22 protein-coding genes are annotated in these 25607 nt (G+C 68.8%); 6 read left to right on the top strand and 16 right to left on the bottom strand.

Going from position 1 to position 25607, the window contains the following annotated elements:
* Positions 1-5 precede the first annotated feature (5 nt).
* On the bottom strand, positions 6-713 hold the full coding sequence (gene pdxH / locus B4M62_RS12725) for a pyridoxamine 5'-phosphate oxidase (RefSeq protein WP_414651841.1): 708 nt from the start codon (positions 711-713) through the stop codon (positions 6-8).
* A 76-nt stretch (positions 714-789) separates the two neighbouring features.
* Here pdxH and B4M62_RS12720 point away from each other — a divergent pair, with 76 nt between their 5' ends.
* A complete protein-coding gene (locus tag B4M62_RS12720) occupies positions 790-1926 on the top strand; it encodes a citrate synthase 2 (RefSeq protein WP_290713535.1) in 1137 nt (378 codons plus the stop codon).
* Between the two features lie 6 nt (positions 1927-1932).
* A complete protein-coding gene (gene nhaA, locus B4M62_RS12715; RefSeq protein WP_290713532.1) occupies positions 1933-3192 on the top strand; it encodes a Na+/H+ antiporter NhaA in 1260 nt (419 codons plus the stop codon).
* Here the strand turns inward: nhaA and B4M62_RS12710 are convergent, their stop codons facing one another.
* The 5 genes from B4M62_RS12710 to B4M62_RS12690 form a co-directional block, all read right to left on the bottom strand.
* Complete coding sequence (locus B4M62_RS12710) at positions 3193-3798, bottom strand: TetR/AcrR family transcriptional regulator (protein ID WP_290713529.1); 606 nt, start codon at positions 3796-3798, stop codon at positions 3193-3195. It lies immediately after the preceding gene.
* Positions 3795-5039, bottom strand: coding sequence for a hypothetical protein (locus B4M62_RS12705; protein ID WP_290713526.1), 1245 nt, complete (start codon positions 5037-5039; stop codon positions 3795-3797). The genes B4M62_RS12710 and B4M62_RS12705 overlap by 4 nt, the downstream gene beginning before the upstream one ends.
* The gene (locus tag B4M62_RS12700) at positions 5039-6526 is read right to left on the bottom strand and encodes an NAD(P)/FAD-dependent oxidoreductase (protein ID WP_290713522.1); all 1488 of its coding nucleotides are present in this window, start codon (positions 6524-6526) and stop codon (positions 5039-5041) included. Before B4M62_RS12700 ends, B4M62_RS12705 begins: the two co-directional genes overlap by 1 nt.
* Positions 6527-6687: 161 nt before the next feature.
* Positions 6688-8286 carry an ABC transporter permease gene (locus B4M62_RS12695; protein ID WP_290713520.1) on the bottom strand — a complete coding sequence of 533 codons (1599 nt, stop codon included), beginning with the start codon at positions 8284-8286 and terminating at the stop codon, positions 6688-6690.
* Entirely contained in the window at positions 8283-9200 is a 918-nt protein-coding gene (locus B4M62_RS12690; protein ID WP_290713585.1) for an ABC transporter ATP-binding protein, read from the bottom strand. The genes B4M62_RS12695 and B4M62_RS12690 overlap by 4 nt, the downstream gene beginning before the upstream one ends.
* A 94-nt stretch (positions 9201-9294) precedes the next feature.
* Here B4M62_RS12690 and serC point away from each other — a divergent pair, with 94 nt between their 5' ends.
* Complete coding sequence (gene serC, locus B4M62_RS12685) at positions 9295-10431, top strand: phosphoserine transaminase (protein WP_290713517.1); 1137 nt, start codon at positions 9295-9297, stop codon at positions 10429-10431.
* A gap of 123 nt (positions 10432-10554) precedes the next feature.
* On the top strand, positions 10555-11394 hold the full coding sequence (gene sepH, locus B4M62_RS12680) for a septation protein SepH (protein WP_290713514.1): 840 nt from the start codon (positions 10555-10557) through the stop codon (positions 11392-11394).
* A 3-nt stretch (positions 11395-11397) separates the two neighbouring features.
* Here the strand turns inward: sepH and B4M62_RS12675 are convergent, their stop codons facing one another.
* Entirely contained in the window at positions 11398-12819 is a 1422-nt protein-coding gene (locus tag B4M62_RS12675; RefSeq protein WP_414651840.1) for a lipase family protein, read from the bottom strand.
* A 98-nt stretch (positions 12820-12917) separates the two neighbouring features.
* Complete coding sequence (locus tag B4M62_RS12670) at positions 12918-13772, bottom strand: TrmH family RNA methyltransferase (RefSeq protein WP_290713511.1); 855 nt, start codon at positions 13770-13772, stop codon at positions 12918-12920.
* An 18-nt stretch (positions 13773-13790) separates the two neighbouring features.
* On the opposite strand from B4M62_RS12670, the gene B4M62_RS12665 reads away from it, so the two are divergent.
* Complete coding sequence (locus B4M62_RS12665) at positions 13791-15029, top strand: GNAT family N-acetyltransferase (protein ID WP_290713508.1); 1239 nt, start codon at positions 13791-13793, stop codon at positions 15027-15029.
* A 95-nt stretch (positions 15030-15124) separates the two neighbouring features.
* On the opposite strand, the gene B4M62_RS12660 is transcribed toward B4M62_RS12665, so the two are convergent.
* Positions 15125-16603, bottom strand: a complete 1479-nt coding sequence (locus B4M62_RS12660; RefSeq protein WP_290713505.1) for an NCS2 family permease — start codon at positions 16601-16603, stop codon at positions 15125-15127.
* Between the two features lie 23 nt (positions 16604-16626).
* Here B4M62_RS12660 and B4M62_RS12655 point away from each other — a divergent pair, with 23 nt between their 5' ends.
* Positions 16627-16893, top strand: a complete 267-nt coding sequence (locus B4M62_RS12655) for a DUF2530 domain-containing protein (protein ID WP_290713502.1) — start codon at positions 16627-16629, stop codon at positions 16891-16893.
* A gap of 20 nt (positions 16894-16913) precedes the next feature.
* On the opposite strand, the gene B4M62_RS12650 is transcribed toward B4M62_RS12655, so the two are convergent.
* Genes B4M62_RS12650 through B4M62_RS12620 form a run of 7 tightly spaced genes read right to left on the bottom strand, consistent with a single transcriptional unit; the run spans position 16914 to position 25597 of the window.
* Complete coding sequence (locus B4M62_RS12650) at positions 16914-17753, bottom strand: AAA family ATPase (RefSeq protein ID WP_290713499.1); 840 nt, start codon at positions 17751-17753, stop codon at positions 16914-16916.
* Complete coding sequence (locus tag B4M62_RS12645) at positions 17750-18385, bottom strand: hypothetical protein (protein ID WP_290713496.1); 636 nt, start codon at positions 18383-18385, stop codon at positions 17750-17752. The genes B4M62_RS12650 and B4M62_RS12645 overlap by 4 nt, the downstream gene beginning before the upstream one ends.
* The gene (locus B4M62_RS12640) at positions 18382-21093 is read right to left on the bottom strand and encodes a phosphoenolpyruvate synthase (RefSeq protein WP_290713493.1); all 2712 of its coding nucleotides are present in this window, start codon (positions 21091-21093) and stop codon (positions 18382-18384) included. The genes B4M62_RS12645 and B4M62_RS12640 overlap by 4 nt, the downstream gene beginning before the upstream one ends.
* Positions 21090-23567, bottom strand: coding sequence for an ABC transporter permease (locus B4M62_RS12635; protein WP_290713579.1), 2478 nt, complete (start codon positions 23565-23567; stop codon positions 21090-21092). The genes B4M62_RS12640 and B4M62_RS12635 overlap by 4 nt, the downstream gene beginning before the upstream one ends.
* Entirely contained in the window at positions 23564-24262 is a 699-nt protein-coding gene (locus B4M62_RS12630) for an ABC transporter ATP-binding protein (RefSeq protein ID WP_290713490.1), read from the bottom strand. The genes B4M62_RS12635 and B4M62_RS12630 overlap by 4 nt, the downstream gene beginning before the upstream one ends.
* Entirely contained in the window at positions 24250-25344 is a 1095-nt protein-coding gene (locus B4M62_RS12625; protein WP_290713487.1) for an SDR family oxidoreductase, read from the bottom strand. Before B4M62_RS12625 ends, B4M62_RS12630 begins: the two co-directional genes overlap by 13 nt.
* Complete coding sequence (locus tag B4M62_RS12620) at positions 25337-25597, bottom strand: acyl carrier protein (protein ID WP_290713484.1); 261 nt, start codon at positions 25595-25597, stop codon at positions 25337-25339. The genes B4M62_RS12625 and B4M62_RS12620 overlap by 8 nt, the downstream gene beginning before the upstream one ends.
* Positions 25598-25607 lie beyond the last annotated feature (10 nt).

Here is a 25607-nt window from a genome sequence, read left to right as displayed (position 1 = left end):
GCGCGCTACGGCTGGAGCCTGGCGGTATCCCAGCGCCCTTCGCCGCGCACCGCGCACACACGGTTGTGCAAACGGTCGGCACGACCCTGCCAGAACTCGGCCCGGTCGACGTCGACGAGGTAGCCGCCCCAGTGTGGCGGCACGGGAATCGGTCTATCGCCGTCGATCCCGCCGAACCGCTCGGCGGTGCGCTGTGCGGCGGCCTCCAGCGCCGCCCGATCGGCGATCGGCTGCGATTGCGCGGACGTATAGGCCGAGATCTGCGAGCCGCGCGGTCGCGAGTCCCAATACGCCTGCGTCACCTCGGCGCCTACCCTGGTGACGCGGCCGCGGAAGTGGACCTGGCGTTCCAGTGCTATCCACGGGAAGGTCAACGAAGCGACCGGGTTTGCGGCCAGCGCGAGCCCCTTGGCGGACTCATAGCCGGTGAAGAAGGAGATTCCCGGCGCGCCAACCCCCTTGCACAGCACGGTTCGCGTCGCGGGCCGACCATCGGCGCCGACCGTGCCGACGACCATCGCGTTGGGCTCGGGGATCGTGGCCGCGACCGCTTCGGCCAGCCACCGCTCGAAGAGCTCCAACCACGGCGGATCGCCCGTCAGCCACGACACGTCCAGGTGCACGGCAACGCCGTCGGCGCCGGCCGTCGCGGCGCTGCCGTACCCGACGCGCATCGCAGCCAGATCGAGCGGGTGTTCGCTGCGCGGTTCCATAGGTGCCCAAGCTACTCTCGGGACGCTTAGGATCAGATCCAGGTCCCCGCCAATTCGGACAATCAGGAGTTTCCCCATGACCGCATCCGGTCCCGCCGTGCCCGCGGACTTCGTCCCCGGGCTCGAGGGCGTCGTCGCCTTCACCACAGAGATCGCCGAACCCGATAAGGACGGCGGCAATTTGCGCTACCGCGGCGTCGACATCGAGGACCTCGTGGAGAACCGGGTGACCTTCGGTGATGTGTGGTCCCTGCTCGTCGACGGCCGGTTCGGCCAATCGCTTGCCCCGGCACCACCCCTGGAATTGGTGACCCGCTCCGGCGACGTCCGTGTCGACGTTCAAGCGGCTTTGCCGACGCTGGCACCGCTATGGGGTTTTGAACCACTCCTCGACATCGACGACGAGCAGGCCCGCGCCGACCTCGCCCGCGCATCGGTGATGACCCTGTCGTACGTGGCGCAGTCCGCGCGCGGCGACCTGCCGCCGGTGCCGCAGGACCGAATCGACGAGTGCGCCAGCGTGACCGAGCGGTTCATGACCCGCTGGCGCGGCGAGCCCGATCCGCGCCACACCGAGGCCATCGACGCCTACTGGGTCAGCGCCGCCGAGCACGGCATGAACGCCTCGACCTTCACCGCACGCGTCATCGCCTCGACCGGTGCCGACGTCGCGGCCGCGCTGTCCGGCGCCATTGGCGCCATGTCGGGCCCGTTGCACGGCGGTGCCCCCGCGCGCGTACTGCCGATGATCGCCGAGGTCGAGGCGTCCGGCGATCCGCGCGCGCTGGTCAAGGGCATCCTTGATCGCAAGGAGAAGCTGATGGGCTTCGGGCACCGCGTCTACCGCGCCGAGGATCCGCGCGCCCGTGTGCTGCGCGAGACGGCGCGCCGGTTGGCCGTCCCCCGTTTCGAGGTAGCTGCGGCCCTCGAGCAGGCTGCGCTCACCGAGTTGCGCGAACGCCGTCCCGACCGCGCCATCGAGACGAATGTCGAGTTCTGGGCGGCGGTCATCCTCGACTTCGCGCAGGTGCCCGCGCCGATGATGCCGGCCATGTTCACCTGCGGGCGATCGGCTGGCTGGTGTGCGCACATCCTCGAGCAGAAGAAGCTCGGCCGACTGGTGCGCCCGGCCGCGATCTATACCGGACCGCCGCCGCGACGCCCGGAAGACGTGCCCGGCTGGGACAGCCTTACCCCCGATCCCGCCGTGTGAGACGGGGTGCCGGCACAACCGGGACCGCCCGGACAGCAGGCCTTCAGTCCCGCGTCGACACGGGAGACACTGCGGATCGTCGATACCCTCCGTAAGGAGACAGTGGGCGGCTTCTTGCTCGTCGGCGCCGCGGTGACTGCGCTGATCATCGCCAACAGTCCGTTCTCGGGCGCGTATACGACGGCCCGCGACACCGTCGTCGGATATGGGCCGTGGCACCTGGACCTCTCCCTCGGGCACTGGGCGGCCGACGGCCTGCTCGCCGTGTTCTTCTTCCTCATCGGACTCGAGCTGAAACGGGAGTTCGTCGAGGGTGATCTGCGTTCCCCGCGGACCGCGATGGTCCCGGTACTCGCGGCAGTCGGCGGTGTCGTCGTGCCTGCGGTCATCTATCTGCTCGTGAACCGCGGGGGGCCGGGAAGCCACGGCTGGGCGATTCCGACCGCCACCGACATCGCGTTCGCGGTGGCGGTGCTGGCCGTCGTCGGATCCAGTCTGCCCGCATCCCTGCGACTGTTCCTGCTGACGCTCGCCGTCGTCGACGATCTGATCGCCATCGTGATCATCGCCGTTGTCTACACCGATCACCTGAAATGGGTGCCGCTACTGGTCAGCCTCATCCCGCTGGCCGTCTTCGCCGGCCTCTCGCACCGATATTCGGACTGGTTTTCGCGCTCGCCCTGGGCGGCATGGGTGGTGCTCCTGCCGCTCGGAATCGTGTGCTGGGGCTTTGTCCACGCGTCCGGGATCCACGCCACCATCGCCGGCGTCCTGCTGGGCTTTGCGGTACCCGTACGGCGCGGTAGCACCCCGGCCAACCCGGACGGGCTGGCCGGCCAGTTCGAGCACCGCTTCCGGCCCCTGTCAGCAGGTTTCGCGGTACCCGTCTTCGCCTTCTTCTCGGCCGGGGTCGGCTTCAGCGGCGGCGGTTCACTGGGCGGCGCACTCTCGGACCCGATCGCGGTCGGAATCATCGCCGGGCTCTTGTTGGGCAAGCCCATCGGCATCATGGGAACCACGTGGCTCACCCTGGCCGTTTCGCGGACCAAGCTCAGCCCCGGCGTGCGCTGGCCCGACATCTTTGGCATGTCGCTGCTCGCCGGCATCGGGTTCACCGTCTCACTGCTGGTCGCGGAGTTGACGTTCCGTGGTGACCCGGTCTCGCTGGACCACGCCAAAATCGCGATCCTCACGGCGTCGACGGCGGCGGCGGTGCTTGCCGGCGCGTTGCTATTCGCCCGCAACCGGCACCACGCGGAGCACTGACTAGGGTTGGTGCGATCTGGTGCCCGGCACCACCGTGCGGCGGATGAACGCCCGCATCTGCGCAGCACTGCGCGGGGGATGGTTCGGGTACATCTGAAAACTCAGCCAGATCCGCATCACGAGTTCGGCCAGTCCCGTCATCGCATCCTGGTCGTAGCCCTGCTCCGCCCAGTCCACCGGCAGTCGCCGAAGCATCTCGGCACCCAGGGCTATCGCGCCCGACGACGTTGCCTCGCTGGTGAAGAATTCGGTTTCGCCGACCCGCAGCATCAAACCGAGCGCGGGCTCTTCCGGGAGCACCTCGAGGCAGTAGACGATCGTCTCGACAATCGCGTCTTCAGCGGTGTGGACGTGCGCCAGCGCCGTCCCCATCCGATCAAGGAAGTCGCCGACACCGTCGGCGGCAACCGCGGCCAGCATCTCGTTGACCGACGAGAAGTAGCGGTAGACCGTCTGCCTGGTGACCCCGGCCTCGGCGGCCACATCGGCCAGCCGCGTCTTCTGCAGTCCGAAGCGGGTGACACACCGCGATGCCGCCGCCAGAATCCGTTCCCGGGCCTCGTCAGAGTCCGCGGGGATGTCCCCCTGCCAGCCGCGCGTTCTCATCTCCCCGATGATTCCAGGTCCGTCGCCGAACACACCGACCGGTCGGCGTCGGGACGGTCGCCGCGCGCCTGACGCAGCGCCAGGACGAGGGCGCCCACCGCGACGGCGAAGCATCCGACGACATAGGGCAGGTTCCCGACCGGGGTGGTGCCGATCGGCGACGCGCCGGCGGCCGTGACACCGTCGGTCGCGCCAAAATAGGCTGGCAGCGCGACGAGCCACAGTACGGCGTGCACCCCGAGGAAGAGCCAGGGGAAGAACCGCAGGAACGGTGCGGCCTGCCGGGCCGGCACCGCCGACAACGCCGGGTCGGCCCGCAACCGGCGCAACTGGTGGACCAGCAGCCCCAGACCGGCGACCCAGATGCCGAAGACCTGGACGGCGAAGACGATGGTTTGCGCACCGAGGTTCGCGCTCTCGCTGCGCCCGAAGACCGCCGTCGTGATCGACATGAGCGGCATCGATACGACGGCCACGGCACCGGCCACCACGACCCGCCAGACCAGCGACCAGCCGCGCACCCGGCGGCCGCGGATCGTGGGGTTCTTGACCAGCAGCACGCACGCGAAGATCAGCACGGCAAAGGACACCGTGGCGAACAACCAGACGCTGCTCCACGGCACCGAATCAAGTAGCGGCATCGCCGACGGATTGCCCAATGCGCCGGCGGGCGCGTTGTAGAAGGGCTCGTCGACATTCCACGCCCACCACTTGAGCTGCGGCCCGAGCTGGTCGAAAATCTCGTAGAAGACCTGGTAGACCAGTGCGACGACCAGCGCACCGCGAAGCGCCGACCACTTCCGGCCGTCGAAGAAGCCCAGTGCCCGGACGATCTCGTAGGCAACCTGGCTCATCGCCGGATAGAAGCAGACGATGTAGAGCGGCAGGCGGTCGTACATGAACTCGACGGTGAAGACGTTATGGGCGAACATGAAGCCCATCGCGTCCTGCATGCCGAACCATTCCGGAAAATACAGCGGCGGCTCGATGATGAAGAGGTAGACCAGCGAGCCGATCCAAATCGCCAGGTTGGTCGGGTCACCGTCGCGGCGCAACCGGCGAATCGCGTGGATCAACGCCAGGACGGCGCCGAGGATGATCGTGACCTCGAGGACGGGGAGCGTCCAGTTTGCCAGGTCGGCCGGGTTACGCAGAGCCACAACCGGATTGGCGTCCTCGCAGAGGAATCCCAGGTAGCGGGTGATGATGTGGGCCGGTGTCCCCGGCTCGCAGATGGCCATCAGCGCGCCGTCCCGGCGGCGGCAATCTCACTGGGCTTGCCGAGGCGTTGCGCGCGCCCCCCGGGGGTCGGCTTGCCGTCGCGCCAGATCTCTGCCGGCGGATCCTGTTGCCAGTCGAAGCCGATTGGCTTGCGGGTCCGACCCAGGACGCGTTTGACGCCGTACCACGCGAATCCGGCCAGCACCCGCGGGTTCTTGATCATGTCGGTCACAGACTCGTCGAGGTTGAAGACCGCGGTGAAGTGTTCCTCAACCTTCCTATCCTCCCGGGTGGTCGCCGAGATGTGGTTGAAGATCGGCCAGGACGCCCGGTAGGCGAGCCGCTGACGCCAGCGCGGCGGGAGTTCGGTGCCCTCGGCGTTTTCATACCCCTGGTCCCGCGCCAGTGCGAGCGTCCAGATGTCATCGAGCAGCTTGCGCTGGGCGGCGAAATAGCCGGCCGTGAACGCGGCATCGATCTCGGTGGCCTGGGCCAACCGGTCGGCCAGCAGGACCGCCGACTTTCCTGCCGAGCTCATCCCCTGCGCGTAGAACGGGTTGAACCCGCAGATTGCGTCCCCGACCACGACGAGGCCCGCGGGCGGGTGGTCCAGACGGTCGTAGCGTCGCCGGCGGTTCCCCGTCGACTTGGTGACGAACACCTTCGAGATCGGCTCGCACATCGCGACAGCCGCACCGAAGGCGGGCGCCCGGACCTTGCGCGTGGCCTCGACGAACTCGTCCTCCTCGCGGGGCATGGGGTGTCCCCACGAGCCCATCGTCACCAGGACGCGGTCGCGCTCGATCGGGAAGATCTGGCACAGGAAGTCGTGTTCGGGTGGATGGGGCGCGGTGTCCGCCGTGGGCATCACCGACATCTGTTCCCACCACCAGGCCTCGGGGAGTTCGGCCGGCTTCTGATACCAGCGCGAGGTGTAGGTGACCCCCGCGTCGAGGGACTGTACGGGGACCTCCGGCCACCCCGCCTTCGCCAGCCACTTCGACACCGGCGAGCCGCGGCCCAGCGCGTCGATCACGAGGTCGGCCTCGATGAGCCGTCGGTCCCCCTCCGCGCCGCCGGTGACCCACACCCCGGTGACCCGGCCGTCGCGGCCGGGATCGCCGGTCGTCGACAGCCCGGCGACGACCATCCCCTCCTGCACGACGATGTTGGCGACTTGCGCCATCTTGTCGCGCAGGGTGCGCTCGATGAGTAGTCGCGACGAGAAGACCATCGTCATGGTGGTCTCCCCGCGCGGAATCCAGCCGGCACCCTCGCAGTGTGCCGCCGCCTGCGACGGCATCAGGTGCAACGCGCCCGCGTCGATCAGCGCGTCCTCAAACCCAGGATAGATCTGGGTGAGTGCGCGGCGGCCCGAGTTGAGCAAGAAGTGCGGGTGCTTGCTCTGCGGCACACCACGGCGGTGCTCGGCGGCCGCACCGATGACGTCGCGCTCGAGCACGACGACCTCGTCGAAGTACGGTGCCGCAGCCCCGGCGGCACACATCCCGGCGATGCTACCGCCGAGGACGACCACTCTGTTCCCACGTCGCATGGAATCCACCCATCGCTTTCTCAATTACGTCATACAGATTTTGTCTCGCGTCAAACCACTGCTCAAAACCCTAGAATGTGAGTCGGCTCACGTCAATCCCGGCACTCTCGCGACTACGAGCCTTCGACGTCGCGCCGGCGGAAGCGCCACCAGGCGAGCGTCCCGAGCCCGGCCGCCACCACCGCCAACACGACGACCGGCCCCCACCGCATCGGCTGGGCGGGCACCGCCGGCAGATGCGTGAACGGCGAGAGACTGCGCACCCACTGCGGCAGTCCGAACAGTTCCCCCATCGGACCGAGGAGGAATGCGGCGACGACCATCGCCCACCCGCCGCCCACCACCAGCCGGGGGGCGATCCCGTACAGTGCCACCACACCGGCCCCGATGACCAGGGCGGCCGGAATCTGCACCGCCACACCGCGCAGGGCGTTGGACATCATCGACGCCCAGTCGCCGGTGACCGCGCCCGCACCAAAGCCGACCAACAGGCCGGCCACCAGCAGCAGCACGACTATTCCGACGACGATCACGCCGAGCTGGCTGATGATGTACCCCGACCGCGAAACCGGAGTCGCCAACACCGACTCGGCGCGGCCCGCGCTCTCGTCGCCGCGCACCCGGGCCATCGCCGTCACCGCCCACGTCGACGCCGCAAAGCCCAGGTAACTCATGATGACGGCGAAGTACACCGTGGACAGTGCGCCCGGACCGCCGAGTCGGTGCAGGTACTCGACCATCTGCGGGTTGTCCTGCGTCAGCGATGCCGCCGCGTTGACCAGCACCCCGATCAAAAGGGCGAATACCCCGATCCCGGCCATCCAGCCGAGGAATCCGCCCCGATGGAGAGTCACCGCAAGCGCGGGCAGCGACGACACGTCCGAGGCCGGGGGGCCCGGTCGCGGCGCGACCAGCCCGCCGCCGAGGTCCCGATGCTCACTGACCCAGGCCGCGCCGGCCACCCCGACGAGGAAGAACGCGACACTCGGCACGGCCGGCCACCAGGTGTTCGCACCGAACGGATCCATCCGCTGCGCCCACCCCACCGGGTTCGTCCACTGCAGCCACCTCAGCCCGGTGGAATCGGCGATGCCGCGGACCACGTAGCCGCCCAGCACCACCGACACGGCCAAGAGGTTGGCCAGCCGGGCAGTCGTCGCCACCTGGGCGGTCAGCGCGGCCAGCCCGATCGCCGCCAGCGCCGTGGTGGCATATTGCCCGCCGACCACGGCGGCTTCCGCGCCGGTCGCCCCGGCCGACCCCATCAGGAGCGCCATCCCGGCCCCGACGACCACGGCAAATCCGGCCGCGACGAACACCGCCGCGGCCAGTGGTGCCAGCCGCCCCGTTCGGGCGGCGCGAATCAGCTCGACCCGGCCCAGTTCCTCCTCTTTACGGGTCAGCCGGGTGACCATCAGCGCTGCGCACACCGCCGTCGTGGCGATCATGAAAAGCCCGGCCCGCCACGAGGCGATCGACGCCGCGGACTGCACGTGCTCGAGCGGGCCGAGGAGTAGTTTGAACGCCGCATTGGCCGCGGCCCCGGCGGCCAGCGATGCACGCTCGGCCGCCGTGCCGTACAGCGTGCGGATCGATGACACCGTTGCCGCGCTCGTTACGATCAACACCACGACCGTGACCGGGACGATGATCCGCTCCCGCCGCAGGTTCAGCCGGGTGAGCAGTGCGACGGACGTGAGGTCGGCACTCATGCCCGGCCGCCGGCATCGGAGTCATAGGCGTGCAAGAACAGCTCTTCCAGGCTTGGCGGCTCGACCAGCAGCCGACTCACCGTCAACGCGCCGAGCGAGCGCGTCACCACTCCCAGGTCGTCTTGCGCGACGGTGAACGACACCTCCACCCCGCCCGGGGTGTGGGTGGCCGAGAAGTCGTGGACACCGGCGATGGCGCTCAGCTGCTCCTCGCCCCCGCCGACGACGGTCGTCCGGACGCGGGAGCGCCGCAAGTGCCGCAGCTCCTCCAACGTCCCTGTCCGCACCGTCTTTCCGGCCCGGATGATGGTGACGGACTCACACAGTTCCTCGACCTCGCTGAGGATGTGGCTCGACAACAGAACCGACGATCCGCGCTGCGCCGCCTCGCGCGCGCACAATTGGAACTGCTGGGCCATCAGCGGGTCCAGGCCCGACGTCGGCTCGTCGAAGATGAGCAGTTCGGTCTCGGCCGACAATGCGGCGATGAGCGCCACCTTCTGCCGATTGCCTTTGGAATAGGTACTGCTGCGCTTGGTGGGGTCCAGTTCGAAGCGCTCGATCATCTCGGCCCGGCCACTCGTGGCGGGATCGATACCGCGCAGCCGGAGGAGCACGTCGATGCACTCGCCGCCGGTGAGTTGCGGCCAGAGACTGACCTCGCCGGGCACATAGGCCAATCTGGGGTGGATGGCCACGGCATCGACAAACGGGTCGGCACCGAACACCCGCACCGTCCCACCGCTACGGCCGAACAACCCGAGCAGGACGCGGATCGTCGTCGACTTGCCCGCGCCGTTGGGTCCGAGGAACCCGGCAACCTCGCCGGCCGCGACGGTCAGGTCCAGCCCGTCCAGCGCCGCGAACGACCCGAACCTCTTGACGAGGCCCTCGACCTCGATGACGTCGCCCATGGCGCACCCCAGTCCGCTCGCCTTGCCGTGTGTCTTCCCACAATGGCACAGGCCGGTGCGGCGGCGGCGGTGCTCGCCACTAGAATTGCCAGCCATGACCGACACCGCGCAGATCATTATCCCGGCCGACAAGCTTCCGCGCGACGGGCGCTTCGGCTGCGGCCCCTCCAAGGTGCGCCCCGAGCAGCTGCAGTCCCTGGTGGACACGGGCGCGTCGGTATTCGGTACCAGCCATCGACAGGCCCCGGTCAAGAACGTCGTCGGAGCGATCCGCGACGGTTTGAGTCAGCTGTTCACCCTGCCCGACGGCTACGAGGTGGTCCTGTCCAACGGCGGCACCACCGCGTTCTGGGATGCCGCCGCATTCGGCCTGGTGCGCAAGCAGGCGCTGAACCTGACCTACGGCGAGTTCTCGTCGAAGTTCGCCACGGTCACCAAGAAGGCGCCGTGGCTCGACGACCCGAAGGTGATTGCCACCGATCCGGGCACCGCACCCGACCCGGCAGCCATCACCGCCGACGATGCCGCCGGTGTCGACCTGGTGGGCTGGGCGCACAACGAGACCTCGACCGGTGTCGCCGTCCCGGTTCTGCGACCGGGCACCGCCGGCGATGCGCTGGTCGCCATCGACGCCACCTCGGGGGCCGGTGGCCTGCCCGTCGACGTCGCCGCCACCGATGTCTACTACTTCGCACCGCAGAAGTCCTTCGCCTCGGACGGTGGCCTGTGGGTAGCACTGATGAGCCCGGCCGCACTGGAGCGCATCGCCGAGATCGCCGCTACCGACCGCTACATCCCCGAGTTCCTGTCGCTGTCGACCGCCGTCGACAACAGCGCCAAGAACCAGACGTACAACACCCCGGCCGTCGGGTCGCTGCTGCTGTTGGCTAACCAAATCGAGTGGATGAATGCCAACGGCGGCCTCGACTGGTGTGTGTCGCGCACCGCCGACTCCAGCTCACGACTGTATTCGTGGGCCGAGAAGACTGCCTACACCACTCCGTTCGCTGACGAGCCGCACCGCAGCCAGGTTGTCGGGACTATCGACTTCGACGCCTCGGTCGATGCCGCCGCCGTCGCCAAGGTCCTGCGCGCCAACGGCGTCGTCGACACCGAGCCCTACCGCAAACTCGGCCGCAACCAACTGCGGATCGGCATGTTTCCGGCCATCGATCCCGACGACGTGTCCGCCCTGACCGACTGCATCGACTACGTCGTCGACCACCTCTGACACGTCCGGTCGACCACCGGCATACCGTCACGGGGCGCCGTTAACCTGCGTGTCTGCGCCTCCGACACACCCGCTGTGCACTAGCCTGGGACAAACCACCGAACCAGCGACGAGGAGGGGCAGATGCGGGAGCTGCGCGTCACCAGCGTCGACGCTGACGCCAGCTATGTCATCTGTGTCGACAGCAATACCGGCGAGAAGTTCCGCATCCCCGCCGACGATCGGCTGCGCGCGGCTGCGCGCGGTGACGTCACCCGCCTCGGTCAGATTCAGATCGAGATGGAGTCCGCCCTGCGGCCCCGCGAAATCCAGGCCCGCATACGCGCCGGCGCCAGCGTCGACGAGGTTGCCGCGGCCGCCGGTACGACCGTCGACCGGGTTCAGCGGTTCGCCCATCCCGTACTCCTCGAGCGCGGGCGCGCCACCGAACTGATCCGTGCGGCCCACCCGATGCGTGAGGACGGCCCAGCCTTGGCCACCCTCGATGATGTCGTCGCCACCGCACTGCGGGCCCGCGGGATCAATCCGGCGGTGGCCACCTGGGATGCGTGGAAAGCCGAGGACGGGAAGTGGGTCGGACAGCTCGCCTGGACCGCCGGGCATACCGAGAACCATGCGCATTGGCGGTACACCGCCGGTTCTCAGGGCGGCACCGCTGAACCCCTCGACAATGCTGCCGACGAACTGGTCCATCCGGACGCCGGTGCGCGCCACCAACTCCAGCCCGTCGCCGATCCCGTCGAGTCGGTGACCGTCAATGCCGACACGGTGATCCACGCGCAGCAGCGCACCACCGAGGCCGACCCGAATCAGCGCACGCGCAGTGGTGCGAAGCCACCCAGCCCGGCACCTCCGGAGGTCGGGGCGCAGCCGGGCCCCAGGCGCGGACGTAAGCAGCGCAAGCCCGAAGTCCCCGGCTGGGAGGAAGTCCTCCTCGGCGTGCGCAGTACCCCCAACCAGTAACGGCTACCGGCCGCTGCGCGGCCGAAGATCGCGCGGGCACTCGTTCTTCGCCGGTTGCCCCTGCAACCTGGCGTCGAGCCACATCACGGCCTCCGGAAATCCGGTCAGAGCAGCGATGCCGTGCTCGCCCAATGCCTCCCGGTAGGTCGCGTTCGCGCCCAGCCGGCATTGACTGCGAAAGAGGTTGCGGGCGCCCGTCGCCGGTATCCAGAACTCCTGGGTTCCGTTGAAGATGTACAGCGGCACGCCGGCCCGCCGGTCCGCCATCTTGGTTGCGGCATAGACCTGGTAGGCGATCGGCGAATGGAACGGGTCGGGATCATTGGAGAACAGTTGCATCGGCAGGAAGGTCTGTCCGGCCAGCGCCTCCGGGATCAGGCACACGTTCTTCAGTGGCGACGTCGCGAACCATTGGGCGGCATTGTTGACCATCGTCAGCATCTCCGGGCGTTCGCGAGCAATTCCCAGCGTCGCGGCATGGAATACGCCGGTCGCAAGGTTCGCGTTCATCGACCCGACGAGGATCTGGAAGTCGGCGGGCACCCCGCCGAGTGCCGCCCCGACCATGCGCGGCGCCAGCTCTGGCGCATAGGAACCGATCAGCTTGGCCGAACCGTTGGTGGCGATGGCACCGCCGGAGTAGCCGAACATGCCGATCCGGCTGTTGCCGAATTTCGCCCGGTCCAGATTGGCGGCCGCCCGCAGCGAGTCGAGAATGACGTGCCCGGCGACCACTGGTTCGGCATACGACTGGCGCGGGCCCTGATGGTCCGGAACGATCACCGTGTAGCCGCGGGCCAGCGCGAGTTGGGTCGTCGGCGGGATGAAATCCGACGCCCCAGTCGCGATACTCACCCCGTGCGCGAGGGTCATCCCGGCCGTGCACGCGGCACCGAGTGAATCGATCGGCAGATTGTTCACCACGATCGGCCGCGCCCCCCGGCCGAGCCACCGGTCGCGCGGGACCAGAATGGTCGCGGTGCCGAACGAGGGCCGTCCGCGAGCGTCGCGCGATGCGAACTTCACCTGCGTCGCGCTCGAGATCGGCGCCGTCACGAGCAGCCCGGCCGGCCACGTGACGTCGCGACTGGCCAGCAACTCGCCCGGCGCTCGCTGCGCGAGGTCCGGTGCCCAGCGATCAAAGAACGGGTCGCCAGTCGGATCGGGCAGCACCGCCTCCCGCAACTCCTGCATGCGATGGCTGAATCCCGGCGTCTGTGCGCGCTGCGGAATCCGCGCGAGACGTGGAAAGGGTGGCGGCGGAATCAGGGCGTTGATCGCCCGGGGAACCTCGTTGGGGATGGGGCCCATGGTGAACGGCTCGTCGGGCATCGGTTTGGCCATGCCCGCCGGTGCCGTCACGAGGACGGTCGCGGCGGCCAGCGCGGCCACCCAGAAGACGAGCCGGGCGCGATGCAGCCTCATCATGTGTCCCCCTTGGACTTTGGAGGAACGCTAGTGCTCGGCGTCGCGGCGTGTCGGCGGTTTCACCGGGTTGCCGGGTGGAAACCGGGTTCCTGCCGCTACCGTCGCGCCAACTCGTAGAAGGCGATGGCGGCGGCGGTGGCGACGTTGAGGGAGTCAGTGCCACGACTCATCGGGATGCGGGCGCGCACATGACTGGCGCGCATCGCCGCGGCCGTCAGGCCCGGTCCCTCCGCACCAACCAGGAATGCCACCTTTCCCACCCCGTCAACCGCCTCCGGCAGCAGTGGGACCGTCGGATCGGGTGTCAGCGACACCGTCGTCATGCCCCGCTCGCCGAGCAGATCCAGTTCGCGGGGCCACTGCGGCAGTTTCGCGAACGGCATGAGCAGCGCGTGCCCCATCGACACCCGCACACAGCGACGGTAGAGCGGATCGGCGCAGCCCGAACCGAATAGCACCGCATCGACGCCCAGTCCGGCGGCATTGCGGAAGATCGAGCCGATGTTCTCGTGGTCGTTAACGCCTTCGAGGACCGCGACGATTGTGGCCCCGTCGATGGCCTGCTCGGCAGTGAGTTCGGCCGGCCGTCGCGCGACGCCGAGGACACCACGGTTCAGGTGAAAGCCGACGACCTCGGCCATCACCTCGGCGCTCGCCCGGAAGAATGGCACGGCGCCGGGATCGGCCGTCGGCACCAGGCTCGTCGACAGCTCGTCGAGTCGACGGTTCACCCCGAGGAATGCGTGCGGCGCGAAGCGGGAGGCCACCATGCGCTCCACCACGAGGACCCCTTCGGCGATCACCAGCCCTTTACCGAGCGCGCCCCCCGGCAGCACCGGCAGATCTGGCCGGCGGTCGACGGAGTTGAGGTCGCGAAAGTCGTCGAGCCGCTCATCGTCGGGGTCGATAACGTCGACGATCTGCACCGGGAGTGTCGTAGGGGCGGGCACCCCCGATACGGTAGTCGCATGGCTTCCGGTCCCGATCTGCAGTTCCGCCCCGCCATCGACTCCGACTGGCCGGAGATCTTTGCCGCGGATGCCCGGGCATTCGGCATCACCGCGCCGATCGACGAGTACCAGCGCGCCAATTCGCGAGCGCGAATCAACAACGAGGACATCGTCGTAGTGCGCGACCCGGCCCTTCCCGGCGATCCGCTGGTGGGCAAGGCCATGTACTACCGCCTCACCATGTCGGTACCCGGCGGCGGCCGACTCGACTTTCCGGGCCTGACGTGGGTGTCGGTGGCGCCGACCCACCGCCGCCGGGGCATTCTTCGTGAACTGATCATGCGGCTGCGAACGAAGTGGGCGCAGGAGGGCCAGCCCATTGCGGCCCTCTGGGCGTCGGAGGCCACCATCTACGGCCGGTTCGGATTCGGCCCGGCGGTCTTCGCCGAGGACGTGCGGATCGACGAGCGCCAGTCGCTGCGCCTGCCCGCCCCCGCCCAGGCGCAGGTCCGCTTCGCCACCGCCGAGGAATTCGCCGGCCACGCGCCGGCCCTCTATGACCGGTGGGCCGATGTCCACCCGGGCGTGATGAGTCGCGACCTTCTGTGGTGGCAGTCGGTACTCGACGACCGGCCGGCACACCGATTGATCACCACCGGCGAACGCCAGTACCTGCTCCACCCCGACGGCTACGCCGTCTACCACCTCGATACGGCGAACACCGGTCCCGACAACCTGCCCGCCGCACACGTCGACGAGGTCGTCGCCGTCACCGATGAGGCACACACCGAGCTGTGGCGAATCCTTGCGTCGCTCGACCTGGTCGCCACCACGACCGCGACCCTGCCCGTCGGGGACCCACTCCCCTTCAAACTCGCCGATCTGCGCGGGGTGAAGACGACCTCGCGCCACGACACCCTGTGGATCGCCATTCTGGACGTCGCGGACGCGCTGGGCGCGCGAACCTATGCGGCCGACATCGACACCACGCTCGTCGTCGACGATCCGCTGGGCACCACCGGCGGCCGCTACCGGCTGCGCATCGTCGACGGTTCCCCCGACGTGGTCCCTGGCGACGGCGCGGCCGGCGAGATCGCCTGCGACATCACCGTGTTGGCCAGTCTGTTCTTCGGGGCGGTGGACGCGCGGGCACTGGCCGCGGCGGGACGAGTGCGGGCAAGTGACCCCGAGCTGCTCACCGCTTTCGCCGCCGTGTGGCGTACGCAATCACCTCCGGCCACCGGCACCGACTTCTGACTCCCCCGGGTTCGCCAATCCCACTTCGATCGACGCTGAACTGGCGAAGCCAGGTGGGATCGACGCTGAACTGGCGAAACCAGGTGGGATCGACGTTACGTCAGCAGCCCCTGAATCGGGGCACGGGCGAAATAGACGACGAAGACCGCGGCGGTTGCCCACAGGATCGGGTGCACCTGACGCGCCCTGCCCCGCGCAGTCGCCAGCACCACCCAGCTGATGAAACCCAGGCCGATGCCGTTGGCGATCGAATAGGTGAACGGCATCGTGACGATGGTCAGGAAGGCCGGCAGCGCGTACTCGAACCGGGTGAAGTCGATGCTGCGGACCTGCCCGATCATCAACGCACCCACGATCACCAGTGCCGGGGCGACCGCTTCCAGCGGCACGACCGTGTAGAGCGGGGTGAAGAACATCGCGGCCAGGAACAGCACACCGGTGACCACGTTGGCCAAACCGGTACGGGCACCCTCGGCGATGCCCGCGGCCGACTCGACGAAAACCGTGTTCGACGAGGCCGAGCCCAATCCACCGGCGATCGCCCCGGTACCCTCCACCGCAAGCGCCTTGCCGATGCCCGGCAGCGTCCCGTTCGCGTCGGCAAGACCGGCTTCCTTGCCCAGCCCGGTCATCGTGCCCATCGCATCAAAAAAGTTCGACAACACGATGGTGAACAACAAGATGGTGGCACCGATCGCCGGTGCGGCGATGACGTGCGCGGCGGTCCCGTGCTCGGTGAAGGCACCGAACAGATCGACGTCCCCGACGAGCGACAGATCGGGCGGACCACCGATCGAATCGGGCAGCCGCGGGGTGTTCAAGGCCCACCCGCCCGGCTGGGCGACCGCCTCGATGATGATGGCCAGCACCGTCGTCACGACTATGCCGATCAGCAGTCCGCCGGGCACCCTCCGCACCGTCAGCACCCCCATGACCAGCAGCCCGATCACGAACACGACCACCGGCCAGGTGGCGATCGAACCGGAGTGGCCGAGCTGAACGGGCACGGTGGTGTGCGCCGAGTCGGGGACGCGCCGAACAAACCCGGAGTCGACGAAGCCGATGAAGGCGATGAACGCGCCGATGCCCGCGGCGATTGCCGCCTTCAGTTCCGCCGGCACCGCATTGAACACCGCCGTCCGGAACCCGGTCACCGCCAGCGCGACGATGATCACGCCGTTGAGGACCACCAGTCCCATCGCCTGCGGCCACGTCGCCTGTGTCGTGACACTGACCGCGAGAAGACTGTTGATGCCCAGCCCGGCGGCGAAGGCAAACGGATAGTTCGCGATCACGCCGAAAATCAGGCACATCAGACCGGCGACGAGCGCGGTCACAGCGGCCACCGCCGCCATCGGCAGCACGTTGCCCGCAATGTCGGCGTTGAGCGGCTTGCCGGGCGTGCCGCCGATGATGATCGGATTGAGCACCACGATGTAGGCCATTGTGAAGAAGGTGACGACTCCGCCGCGCACCTCGCGCAGCGGCGTGGACCCACGGGCGGTAAGGGCGAAGAATTTGTCCACGCGGGCTCGGACGAGCGAAGGTGTCGACGGTACCTGGGGCGCGCTCACGAGAAGACGTTAACCTGGATCCTATGGCCGACGTGCGTAACGACTCCCCGACCGGCGAGAACATCCCCGAACTGCCCGCGGTGCTGCGCGAACCCGCACCGGTCATCGTCGTCGGGATGGCCGGGTGGCTCGTTGCGACCATCGTCGCGGTCATCGCCGGCGTCGGCGGGCTGACCCTCGCCGTCTGCCTGTGGGGATTGGGGGTCGGCGTCCTCGGCACGATGATCGTCGGGGTGCAGTTGGCGGCGGTTCGGCGCGGTTCGAAGACGGCGCAAGAAGGCCTGGAGTAGCCGGCCGCAACCTCCGGCGATCACGCCAGGCCGGCGAACTCCACCGCGGCCAGACATCGGCGCGCATACGCCTCCACGCCGTCGAGTCCGGTGACGTCCACCCGGGAGATCATCGCCGGACCGAATTCCTCGGCCAACTCCTGCGACGTCTGCTCGTATCGCGCCCGCAACTTCCGCAAGGTGGCCGGATCCTCGTGGATCTCCCGCTCCGCCCGCTGCGCGAGGCGCGCGGCGCACACCTCCGGCGGTGTGTCGAGCCAGAGAACCAAGTCCGGAAGGGTGGTCTCACAGACCTCGCCCAGTGCCGCTGCTGCGGCCGCCGGACCACCCGAGACCAGCGCGGCCACATCGTCGACGACGGTTGGCAAGTCGGCCGCGAGCCCGCTGCGCGCCACGATTTGCGCCTGCCAGTCCAGCAGCGCCGCACTGGCGCCACGACACTGCCGATCCGCATCGGCGAAGATTGCGGCGATCGTCTCGTCCGGAGTGCGCGACGACGCCACCAGCCGCTGGTAGACCGGCGCGTAGACCATCGTCTCGACGATGGGATGGCGCTCGCTGATCATCAGTCCCGGACGGTGCCGCTCCCGAAGGAACTTCTCCACCTGGCCGAACATCGTGATCCGCAGGAAGAGGGTGGCCGCCTTGATCCGTGCGTCGGACGCCCGATCAGCGGCCTCACCGACCGCGCGCAGCTGCCGGGACAGCTCCGCCGCCGGGACATCGCGGTTGTCGTGGAAGTCCGGGCAGTGCATCGCGACGGCGCCGGCCTGATTGTCGTCCACCAGCTCGCAGAGCCGCTCGATCACCGACGTTTTGCCGCTGCCGTCGATTCCGACGACCGCCACCCGCGCGGTCATGCCCGCACCTGCGCCAAGATCTCCCCGGCGATCTGCGCCGTGAGGACCGCACGATCGGCGGCACCGTCGAGTTCGATCCACCCCAGCTCCGCGGACAACCGGTCCAGTGTCACCTGGGCATCGGCCTGCACCTGCACGAACTCCTCATCGGCACCGAAGCCACTCTCGTACGGGCTCAGTTCGGACTTACGGGCCATCGCGACGACGGGTTCAACCCTCAAGTAGAACGTCCGGGCCGGTTCGGGGAAGCCGGTGACCCACGCCCGCAGCTCCGCCGGATCACCGCCCAGCGCAACTTCGGAAGCAAAGTACTTGTACCAGTGCGCATTGAGGATCGCGACCTGTGGCTGGCGGGACGCGGCGAGATCAATCGCAGCGTGCAAAGCGTGGAACAGGAATAGCGCCCGGGCCCGGGGGCCCAGCACCCGCAAATATTCTTGCACCTGCGCCCGATCGGAAAAGCCCAGCAGCGGAGCGGTAACGGGATCGGTCAACCCGTCCCAGATGCCGACCTCCACCGCGTCGACGCCTTCGGCCACCAGCGCCGCCACCAGCGCGGCGGCCTGCGTGGACTTGCCCGATCCGTCCCCACCGGCCAGACAGACCCAGTGGGTATCGAGCGGAGCGGTCATTGTTCACCCGCCCCGTCGGCGACGTCCGGGAAGTCGAGGCGTTCGACCCGGCCGGAGCCACCGTCGAGCCGAACCCGCTCCCCGTCAGAGATGAAGCTCATCAATCCTGGCACGCCGACCACCGCCGGGATCCCGAGCTCCCGGGCCAGCACCGCTGAATGCGACAGGGTGCTGCCGCGCTCGATCAGCAGCGCGGCCACACTCGGGAACAGCGGCCCCCAGCCCGGGTCGGTGCGCATCGTAGTCATCACCTTGCCCCGAACGTCCAGATCATCGTCCGGACTCATCACCACCTGGATGGGCGCCTCGACGATGCCGGGCCAACAGCCGGTGCCGGTCAGCACGCGCTGGTCGGTGCCCTCGTGGGTTTCGGCGGCCGGGCCGCGCCGCATCGTCGGCGGCCCCAGCGTCTCGAACTGGTTCGGCGGTTCGACGAGGCCGTGCGCGGCGAACTCGGCGCGCCGCGCAGCCGCCAGCGAGGCGAGATCGGCGGTCATCGACCGACCTTCGGCGAAAGCCGACAATTCCTCCATGGTCAGGTAGAAAACATCGCGCGGCTCCTGAATCTGACCGGAGGCGTGCAGCACCTCACCGATCCGGAGATAGACCTCTCTCCCGAGACCGACGATCCGCGTGCGCGTGAGCCGCATCCGCTCCCGGTCGCGGACCGACGCGCGGGCCTTGCGCATGATGCCGGCCAGCCGGCGCCGTTGGCGCGGCGGAAGGCTGTCGAGCACCTCGCGCTCGAAGCGGGCCTTGCGCTCGCGGTGCGCCTTCTCGAAGGTGTCAACGCCGACCGAGCGGTCGCGCACATAGTTGCGCAGGACGCGGGCGACGAAAACCGGGTCCTGTCGCAGCGAGATCGTCTCGAGCTTCTGCTCACCGATGCAGCGGTCGCCAAACTCGTCGATGAACTGTGCCAGCGTGTCGGCGACCTCGGGGGATGCGGCGCAGAGCTCGGCATAGCCGTCACCGGTCTCCAGGGCCGCGGTGAGCGCGGGATCGTCTCTAATCCTCTCCGCCAGGCGGAGCAGGATCAGGGTTGGCTGCAGGGACTCGACGGCCTCTTCCGAAGCCAGCAGGCCGGCCACGATCTCATCGGGCTCCTCGTGCCCGAGGGAGGCGAGCAGCCGCCGCGCCCGTCCCGCCTGATTACTCAGGTAGAGGTCGTTGAGGATCTGCACCGCCCATCGACTGAACAGCGCCAGGCCCCGATCACCGAGGTCGAGCAGCGCCTCCAAATCACGCGCGCCGCCCAGCTCTTTTCTGATCGCGCGGACCTGACCGCCGACCTCGTCCTGGAACGCGTCGACGATCGAGGCCCGGTTGGCCATCCGCCACCCCAGGGTCGCCACCACCGGGAGCATCTGCGGCACCGCGGCAATCCGTTCCCGGGTGGTCCGGTGGGTGCCCTCGATGAAGTCAACCGGCTTTTCCACGCCGATCATCCGCTCGACGTCCTCTTTGTTGCGATCGAAGAAGGGTGCGAGTTTGAGGACCCGATACCAGTTGTTGATGTTGTAGTACACGCGGCCGTCCACCAGGCCGACCATGTTCCGGAGTACCTTCTCATGCTCGGTGATCACGGTGGACCGGACGCCGATCATGCGAAGCGTCTCGGTGAAGATCACGTCGTAAACGCGTGCGGCCCAGGAGAAGGTGAGCGGTGTGGTGACGCCGTTGAAGCTCTCCTGGATGTTGCTGTTGTCCCACACGATGCGCCAGTCACCGACACGCCCGGCCAGCGCGGTGATCGGTCGCGCCTGCAGGAACGCGATGCGGTCGCCGTCGATGGTCCACTCGATGTCTTGGGGGCCACCGAGCCGCTCCGCGAGTCCGACCGCGGTGCGGACCAGATCCGAGAGCTGCGCCGGGGCGAGGCAGCGCTCGTGACGCCGATCGTCGCCGATCTCGCGGGTCGCGGTTCCCCCGTCGGCCCGGATGACCTCGATATCCTTCTCGGCCACGGTGGCGGCCAGTTCGGTGCCGTCGTGCGCGACCGTGAACTCATCGGTGGCGCACAGTCCATTGACGACGCCTTCGGCAGAGCCCCAACAGGCGCTCACCAGCGCTTCGTCGAGCGCCCCGGATACCGGGTGCGCGGTGAACAGCACGCCGGAGGTCTGACCGGCAGCCATCTCCTGAACGACTACGCCGACCGGGCGGACCTGCATCGCGACGGCATCGTCGCCTGCCGAGTACTGCAGCGCGCGCACGCTGAACGCCGACGCCCAGCAGTCCTTGACCGACGACGCGACCTGCTCGATCCCGGTGCGGTACAGAAAGGACTCATAGATCCCGGCGAAGGAGCGATCGGCCCCGTCCTCACCGACTGCGGAGCTGCGTACGGCGACTTCGCCTCGGCCGTCGAGGAAGACGGCCAGCGCTGCCGTCAGTACCGGCGAGAGTTCGGTCGCGGTGATCGCCGCGGCTATCTGCTCGCCGAGCGCCGCCCGATCGGCGTCGTCCGCGGGGCGCTCGAGCCGACCGATCAGATCGGCCGCACCGCTGCGCCGCACATGCTCGGCGCAGGCGTCTACGCCGATCGCCGTCCAGTGCGGGACGGCCGCGCCGGCGGAATCCAGGCGCGCCAGCCCCACCGCCTTGCCACCGAACCGGGACTCATCGTCAACGGTCACCGCGGTGCCGTCGAGCAGGGCGCACCCCGAGAGGAAGGTGGACGCGGGGGCGGTGTTCTGATTCGTCATTCGATCCTCATGGCATCGACGATGGACAGTCGGGAAACCTTGCGAGCCGGTGGCACCGCGCCGAGCGTGCAGACCACCAGGACGCCGAAGGCGATCGCAAAGGAGGCCGGCACGAGGGCGAAGCCCACGTCGACGTTCCACGCCCGAGACGAGGCGATGTCGGCGATCACCTGCTGGATGAGCCCGAAGGCGATGCCGCAGAGCGCACCGATCACGGCGATGGCGAGGGACTCGGCGAAGACGGTGCGGACCGTGAACCGGCGGGACGCGCCGATCGCGCGCAACACCCCGAGTTCGCGACGACGGTCCAGGACCGACAGGAAAAGGGCGTTGAAGACCGCCACCACGGCGATCGCCGTCACGATCACCCAGATCACGTGGTTGAGGGTCGTCGCCTGCGCCAGTGCGTCCCGAAAGCCGGCCACGGCCGCTCGGCCGGAAAAGGCGTGCACCCCGGCCGGAACCCCGGCCTCCAGTCGATCGACGACAGCTGCGCCGGCACCCGGCTGGGCGACCACCTGCAACGCGGTAGCGCCGGGTGCGCCGAACCATTCCTGCACCCGGTCGTATCCGATCGCGATGGCGCCGTTGAGGCCGGAGAAGTAGGGGACGGTGGCGAGCACCGCAATGGTGTGTCGCCCGGTCGGCGTGGTGATCGACAGGTCGTCGCCCGCGCGGAGTCCGAGCGACTCGGCCAGGTCGGTGGTCAGGACGACACCGTCACCGGCCACCACCCGGGCACCGAGTTCGGGGGCAACCTGTCGCAGGAGCGGGTTCACCGAGCCCGCGGCCAGTCCGAAGAGCAGGGCGCGCTGGCTCCCGACGTCGACGAACATCGCCTGCTCGCGGACCACTCGTGCCACGCCGTCGGTCTGGGTGACCCGGTCGATGAGTTCGGCGGGCAGCGCGGCACCGGTGGCGAACGTCCCAGGCGCCGAGGTCGACACCCAGGCGTCGGCCTCGGCGAGCGGGGCGAACGAGCGCTCCGCGGAGTCGACGGCGTTGGCATTGCCCGCACTGATCGCCAGGCTGGCGGCCACCGCCACCGCCACCACCATCAACGTCGCCCACGAACGGCGCGGCGATCGGGCTATCGTCTCCCCCGCGAGCGCGCCGGGACCACCCCACCGTGCGGCGAGCGCAGCAGCCGCACGGACCAACCAGTCGCCGATCGCGAAGCTGAATGCGAGCAGGGCGGCGAACATGACCGAGATGCCCGAGTTGGCGAGGATGCCCGGCTGGGTGGTCGCCGCAAACACCGAGGCGGCGGCCAGCACCACTGCGGCGGCCCCGGCTGCGACGCGTTGCCAGCCGGGGGTCCGGTCGATCCGGGACACCCCGACCGGGGCGAGCGCCTCCACCGGCGAGACGCGGTAGACCGCACGCGCGGCGAAGGCCGCGGCCGCCACTGCGACGACGATCGAGCCAAGCGCCGCCGCGACCACCACCAGCGGCGGAACGGAGAAGGCGACGCGGGCGCTCAGCGTCTGCATGAACACCGCCGGCAGGCTACCCACGGAGTACCGGCCGATCAGGATGCCGATCCCGGCACCCAGCACGGCACCGACGGTGGCGTACAGCGCGGTCTCGGCGAGCAGGTCGCCGACCAGCGCGCGCCGCGTGCCGCCGAGGGCCCGCAAGATAGAGAGCCGGGCACGCCGACCGGCGACCGCCATGCTCATCGTCGTATAGATGAGGAAGCCCGCCACCAGGAAGGTCATCGCCGCCGACGAAACGGCGACGTAGCGGATCAACTGCACACCGTTGCTGGCCTTGGCCTGCGCCGCGGCCGGTGGTCCCACCAGGGCACGGCCGTCAACCGCCCGGCGGATGCGCTCGGCCACCGTTGCGGTGTCCGCACCGGGGTCGGTCACCACCAGGATCGAGTCGATCGCGTTTCCGCGACCGGCCAGCAGCTGTGCCGTCCGGGCCGTGGCGAAGAGAAAGCGTCCGCCGTTGAACGCCTCGGCGTCGTCGCCCTGCAGGACGGCGACGATCGTGGCAGCCCGGCCGTTGATCGGTGTCGCCGCACCCTGCGGGAAGCCCGACTGCGGACCGGCGAGAATCCCGTTTGGCGTGTTGACGAGCGCACCGAGATGCTCGGCGACCATGTTCTGGACCGGGCTGTGCAGCCGGCCCGCCGAGGCGTCGGTACCGAGCAACAGCAGATCGCCGTTGGCGGTGGCAACCCGTGCCTGGATCAGCGGGACGGCGGCGGCGACCCCGTCGACCGCCGCGACCGTGTCGCGGAGTTCCCCGGGGATGCCAGCGCCGGACGACGCGGAGACTTCCAGACTCGCGGTCCCCACCAGGCGATCGCCCAATGAATCAATGGCACCGTTGATCGAGGTGAGGATGCACAAGACTGCTACGAGGAGCGCCGTCGCGGCCGCCACGACGACGGTGGACGCGATCGCACGCCCACGATGCGCAGACAACTCGCGCAGGGTGAAGACGGCGAACCGGTCGATCATTGCGCGCACGGAGCACCCCGCTCATCGGCGACGATGCGGCCGTCTGCCACGGTGATCCGCCGATCGGCGACGGCTGCACCCGCGACATCGTGGGTCACCATCACGATGGCGCGCGGCCGCTCGGCGTCACGTGCGAGCGAGGCCAGTAGCGCGATCACTTCCGCGCCGGACCTGCTGTCCAGGTTGCCGCTGGGCTCATCGGCGAGGATCACCGGGGGATCCATCATTAGTGCCCGGGCGACGGCGACACGCTGCATCTGACCGCCAGATAGTTCGGCGGGCCGGTGTTCGGTCCGATCGCCGAGCCCCACCAAGTCGAGCAGTTCCACCGCGCGTCCCTTGGACTTTCGCAGGCTGGTGCCCGCCAGCAGCGCCGGCATCGCCACGTTTTCCCAGGCGGTCATCGCCGGCAGCAGATTGAAGAACTGGAAGACAAAGCCGATACTTTCGCGCCGGAAGCGAGCCTGATCCTCCTCGTCGAGTGCCGCGATCTCCCGGCCGTTGAAGGCGATGGTCCCCGAATCCGGGCGGTCGAGCGCACCCAGCATGTTGAGCAGGGTGCTCTTGCCGGAGCCGGACGGCCCGACGACGGCGACGAAGGTCCCGGGCTCGATCGACAAATCGACTCCGTCGAGGGCGACCACCGGCCGTTCTCCCACTTCGTACCGCTTGATGACATTCTTCAGTTCGAGCATTCGACCACCTCCGAGACTGTGGGCAGCGCGGCGCCCAGGAAGCCGTCCTCGAGACATCTGTCGAGGAGCGTGCGCAGATAATCCGTGTCCGTCACCGGGACGGTCAGGCGAAGCGTCGTGGTCACCTCGTCGGTGACGAAGACCCGCTTGCGATCGAAGTACGAGACGTACTGGACGCCGATCCGTTCGTAGTATTCGCGTTCCAGGTCGTCGAGGTCGTCGACCCGGAACGAGGACGGCGGCACGAAACGGGCGACCTCGAACGAGGGATACTCGGCGAAAACATCGGACATGACGCGCAGCGAGACGCCGCCGGCGCCCACCGCGTGGAAGGTCCGCCCGCGCGCCCGACCGGTATCGGCGACGACCGCGGTCACCACCGCGGCGACGAAGTCGACGGGAGCCAGCGCGAGATCGGCGTCGTATCGGCCGGGCAGGGTCCGCAGCTTGCCCTCGGTGATCAGTCGCACCACGGTGTACAGGTTCTTCTTGTCGCGGATCGCGCCGGTGCCGGTGCGCCCGGTGACGATGCCCGGCCGCACGATGGCCCAGTCCAGTCCCGGGCAGTCCCGAATGTATCGCTCGGCGGTGAACTTACTCTGCTCGTACGGGTTGCCGAAGCCACTGTCCTCGCCGTGCTGGTCCTCGGTGATGACGCCGTCCCGCCGGCCGCACACATATGCGGTGCTGACGTAGACCAGCGGCACGCCCCACTCCAGGGCGAGTGCGGCGGCATTGCGGGCGCCGCCGACGTTCAGCTCTTGGTACAGCTCCTCGGCAGCGGCGAAGTCGGTGGTCGCGGCGGAGTGCACCAGCACCTCGACCCGCTCGGCCAATGCTGCCCGCAGTTCCGTGGACAGGCCGAAGCCGGGTTCGCGCACGTCGCCGCACACGTATGTCACCGGCGCCGCCGGATCGGCGGCGAAGTCGGTGGCCGGGAACTCCCGGCCCGCCGAGTCGACGATGGTCTGCTTACGGTGGGTCAGGACGATCACCCGCCGGTCCGCCGCCCGCAGCTGCGAGACCACCTCGGCGCCGACCAGCCCGCTCCCCCCGGTCAGGAAGACAGCACGCTCAGTCATCGGCGGCCGCCAACCGTTCGCGGGCGACCAGCTCGACGACGTCGCCCACCCGGAGCACGTCGACCAGCTGCGCCGGGTCGTGGCGCGGCAGCGAGAAGGTGCGCTCGAGAGCGATCGTCAATTCGACGAGCCGGATCGAGTCGAAACCCAAATCCTCGATCAGCCGCTGGTCGTCGGTGATCGCCGCAGGTGGGTCGGGTGCCATCCGCCCAATCAGATCGCGGGTGGCGGTCGCCAGGTCGTCGGACATCATTGGGACTTCC

It is taken from the genome of Gordonia sp. UBA5067 (assembly GCF_002414845.1).
Taxonomy (GTDB): domain Bacteria; phylum Actinomycetota; class Actinomycetes; order Mycobacteriales; family Mycobacteriaceae; genus Gordonia; species Gordonia defluvii.
The sequence above is the reverse complement of the archived record's forward strand: the minus strand, read 5'-3'. Positions and strand labels throughout refer to the sequence as shown.

Coding starts and splice junctions, on each gene's coding strand:
- pdxH (WP_414651841.1), bottom strand. CDS start 713: ATGGAACCGCGCAGCGAACACCCGCTCGATCTGGCTGCGATGCGCGTC.
- B4M62_RS12720 (WP_290713535.1), top strand. CDS start 790: ATGACCGCATCCGGTCCCGCCGTGCCCGCGGACTTCGTCCCCGGGCTC.
- B4M62_RS12710 (WP_290713529.1), bottom strand. CDS start 3,798: ATGAGAACGCGCGGCTGGCAGGGGGACATCCCCGCGGACTCTGACGAG.
- B4M62_RS12705 (WP_290713526.1), bottom strand. CDS start 5,039: ATGGCCATCTGCGAGCCGGGGACACCGGCCCACATCATCACCCGCTAC.
- B4M62_RS12700 (WP_290713522.1), bottom strand. CDS start 6,526: ATGTGTGCCGCCGGGGCTGCGGCACCGTACTTCGACGAGGTCGTCGTG.
- B4M62_RS12695 (WP_290713520.1), bottom strand. CDS start 8,286: ATGAGTGCCGACCTCACGTCCGTCGCACTGCTCACCCGGCTGAACCTG.
- B4M62_RS12690 (WP_290713585.1), bottom strand. CDS start 9,200: ATGGGCGACGTCATCGAGGTCGAGGGCCTCGTCAAGAGGTTCGGGTCG.
- serC (WP_290713517.1), top strand. CDS start 9,295: ATGACCGACACCGCGCAGATCATTATCCCGGCCGACAAGCTTCCGCGC.
- sepH (WP_290713514.1), top strand. CDS start 10,555: ATGCGGGAGCTGCGCGTCACCAGCGTCGACGCTGACGCCAGCTATGTC.
- B4M62_RS12675 (WP_414651840.1), bottom strand. CDS start 12,819: ATGAGGCTGCATCGCGCCCGGCTCGTCTTCTGGGTGGCCGCGCTGGCC.
- B4M62_RS12665 (WP_290713508.1), top strand. CDS start 13,791: ATGGCTTCCGGTCCCGATCTGCAGTTCCGCCCCGCCATCGACTCCGAC.
- B4M62_RS12655 (WP_290713502.1), top strand. CDS start 16,627: ATGGCCGACGTGCGTAACGACTCCCCGACCGGCGAGAACATCCCCGAA.
- B4M62_RS12650 (WP_290713499.1), bottom strand. CDS start 17,753: ATGACCGCGCGGGTGGCGGTCGTCGGAATCGACGGCAGCGGCAAAACG.
- B4M62_RS12645 (WP_290713496.1), bottom strand. CDS start 18,385: ATGACCGCTCCGCTCGATACCCACTGGGTCTGTCTGGCCGGTGGGGAC.
- B4M62_RS12640 (WP_290713493.1), bottom strand. CDS start 21,093: ATGACGAATCAGAACACCGCCCCCGCGTCCACCTTCCTCTCGGGGTGC.
- B4M62_RS12635 (WP_290713579.1), bottom strand. CDS start 23,567: ATGATCGACCGGTTCGCCGTCTTCACCCTGCGCGAGTTGTCTGCGCAT.
- B4M62_RS12630 (WP_290713490.1), bottom strand. CDS start 24,262: ATGCTCGAACTGAAGAATGTCATCAAGCGGTACGAAGTGGGAGAACGG.
- B4M62_RS12625 (WP_290713487.1), bottom strand. CDS start 25,344: ATGACTGAGCGTGCTGTCTTCCTGACCGGGGGGAGCGGGCTGGTCGGC.
- B4M62_RS12620 (WP_290713484.1), bottom strand. CDS start 25,597: ATGATGTCCGACGACCTGGCGACCGCCACCCGCGATCTGATTGGGCGG.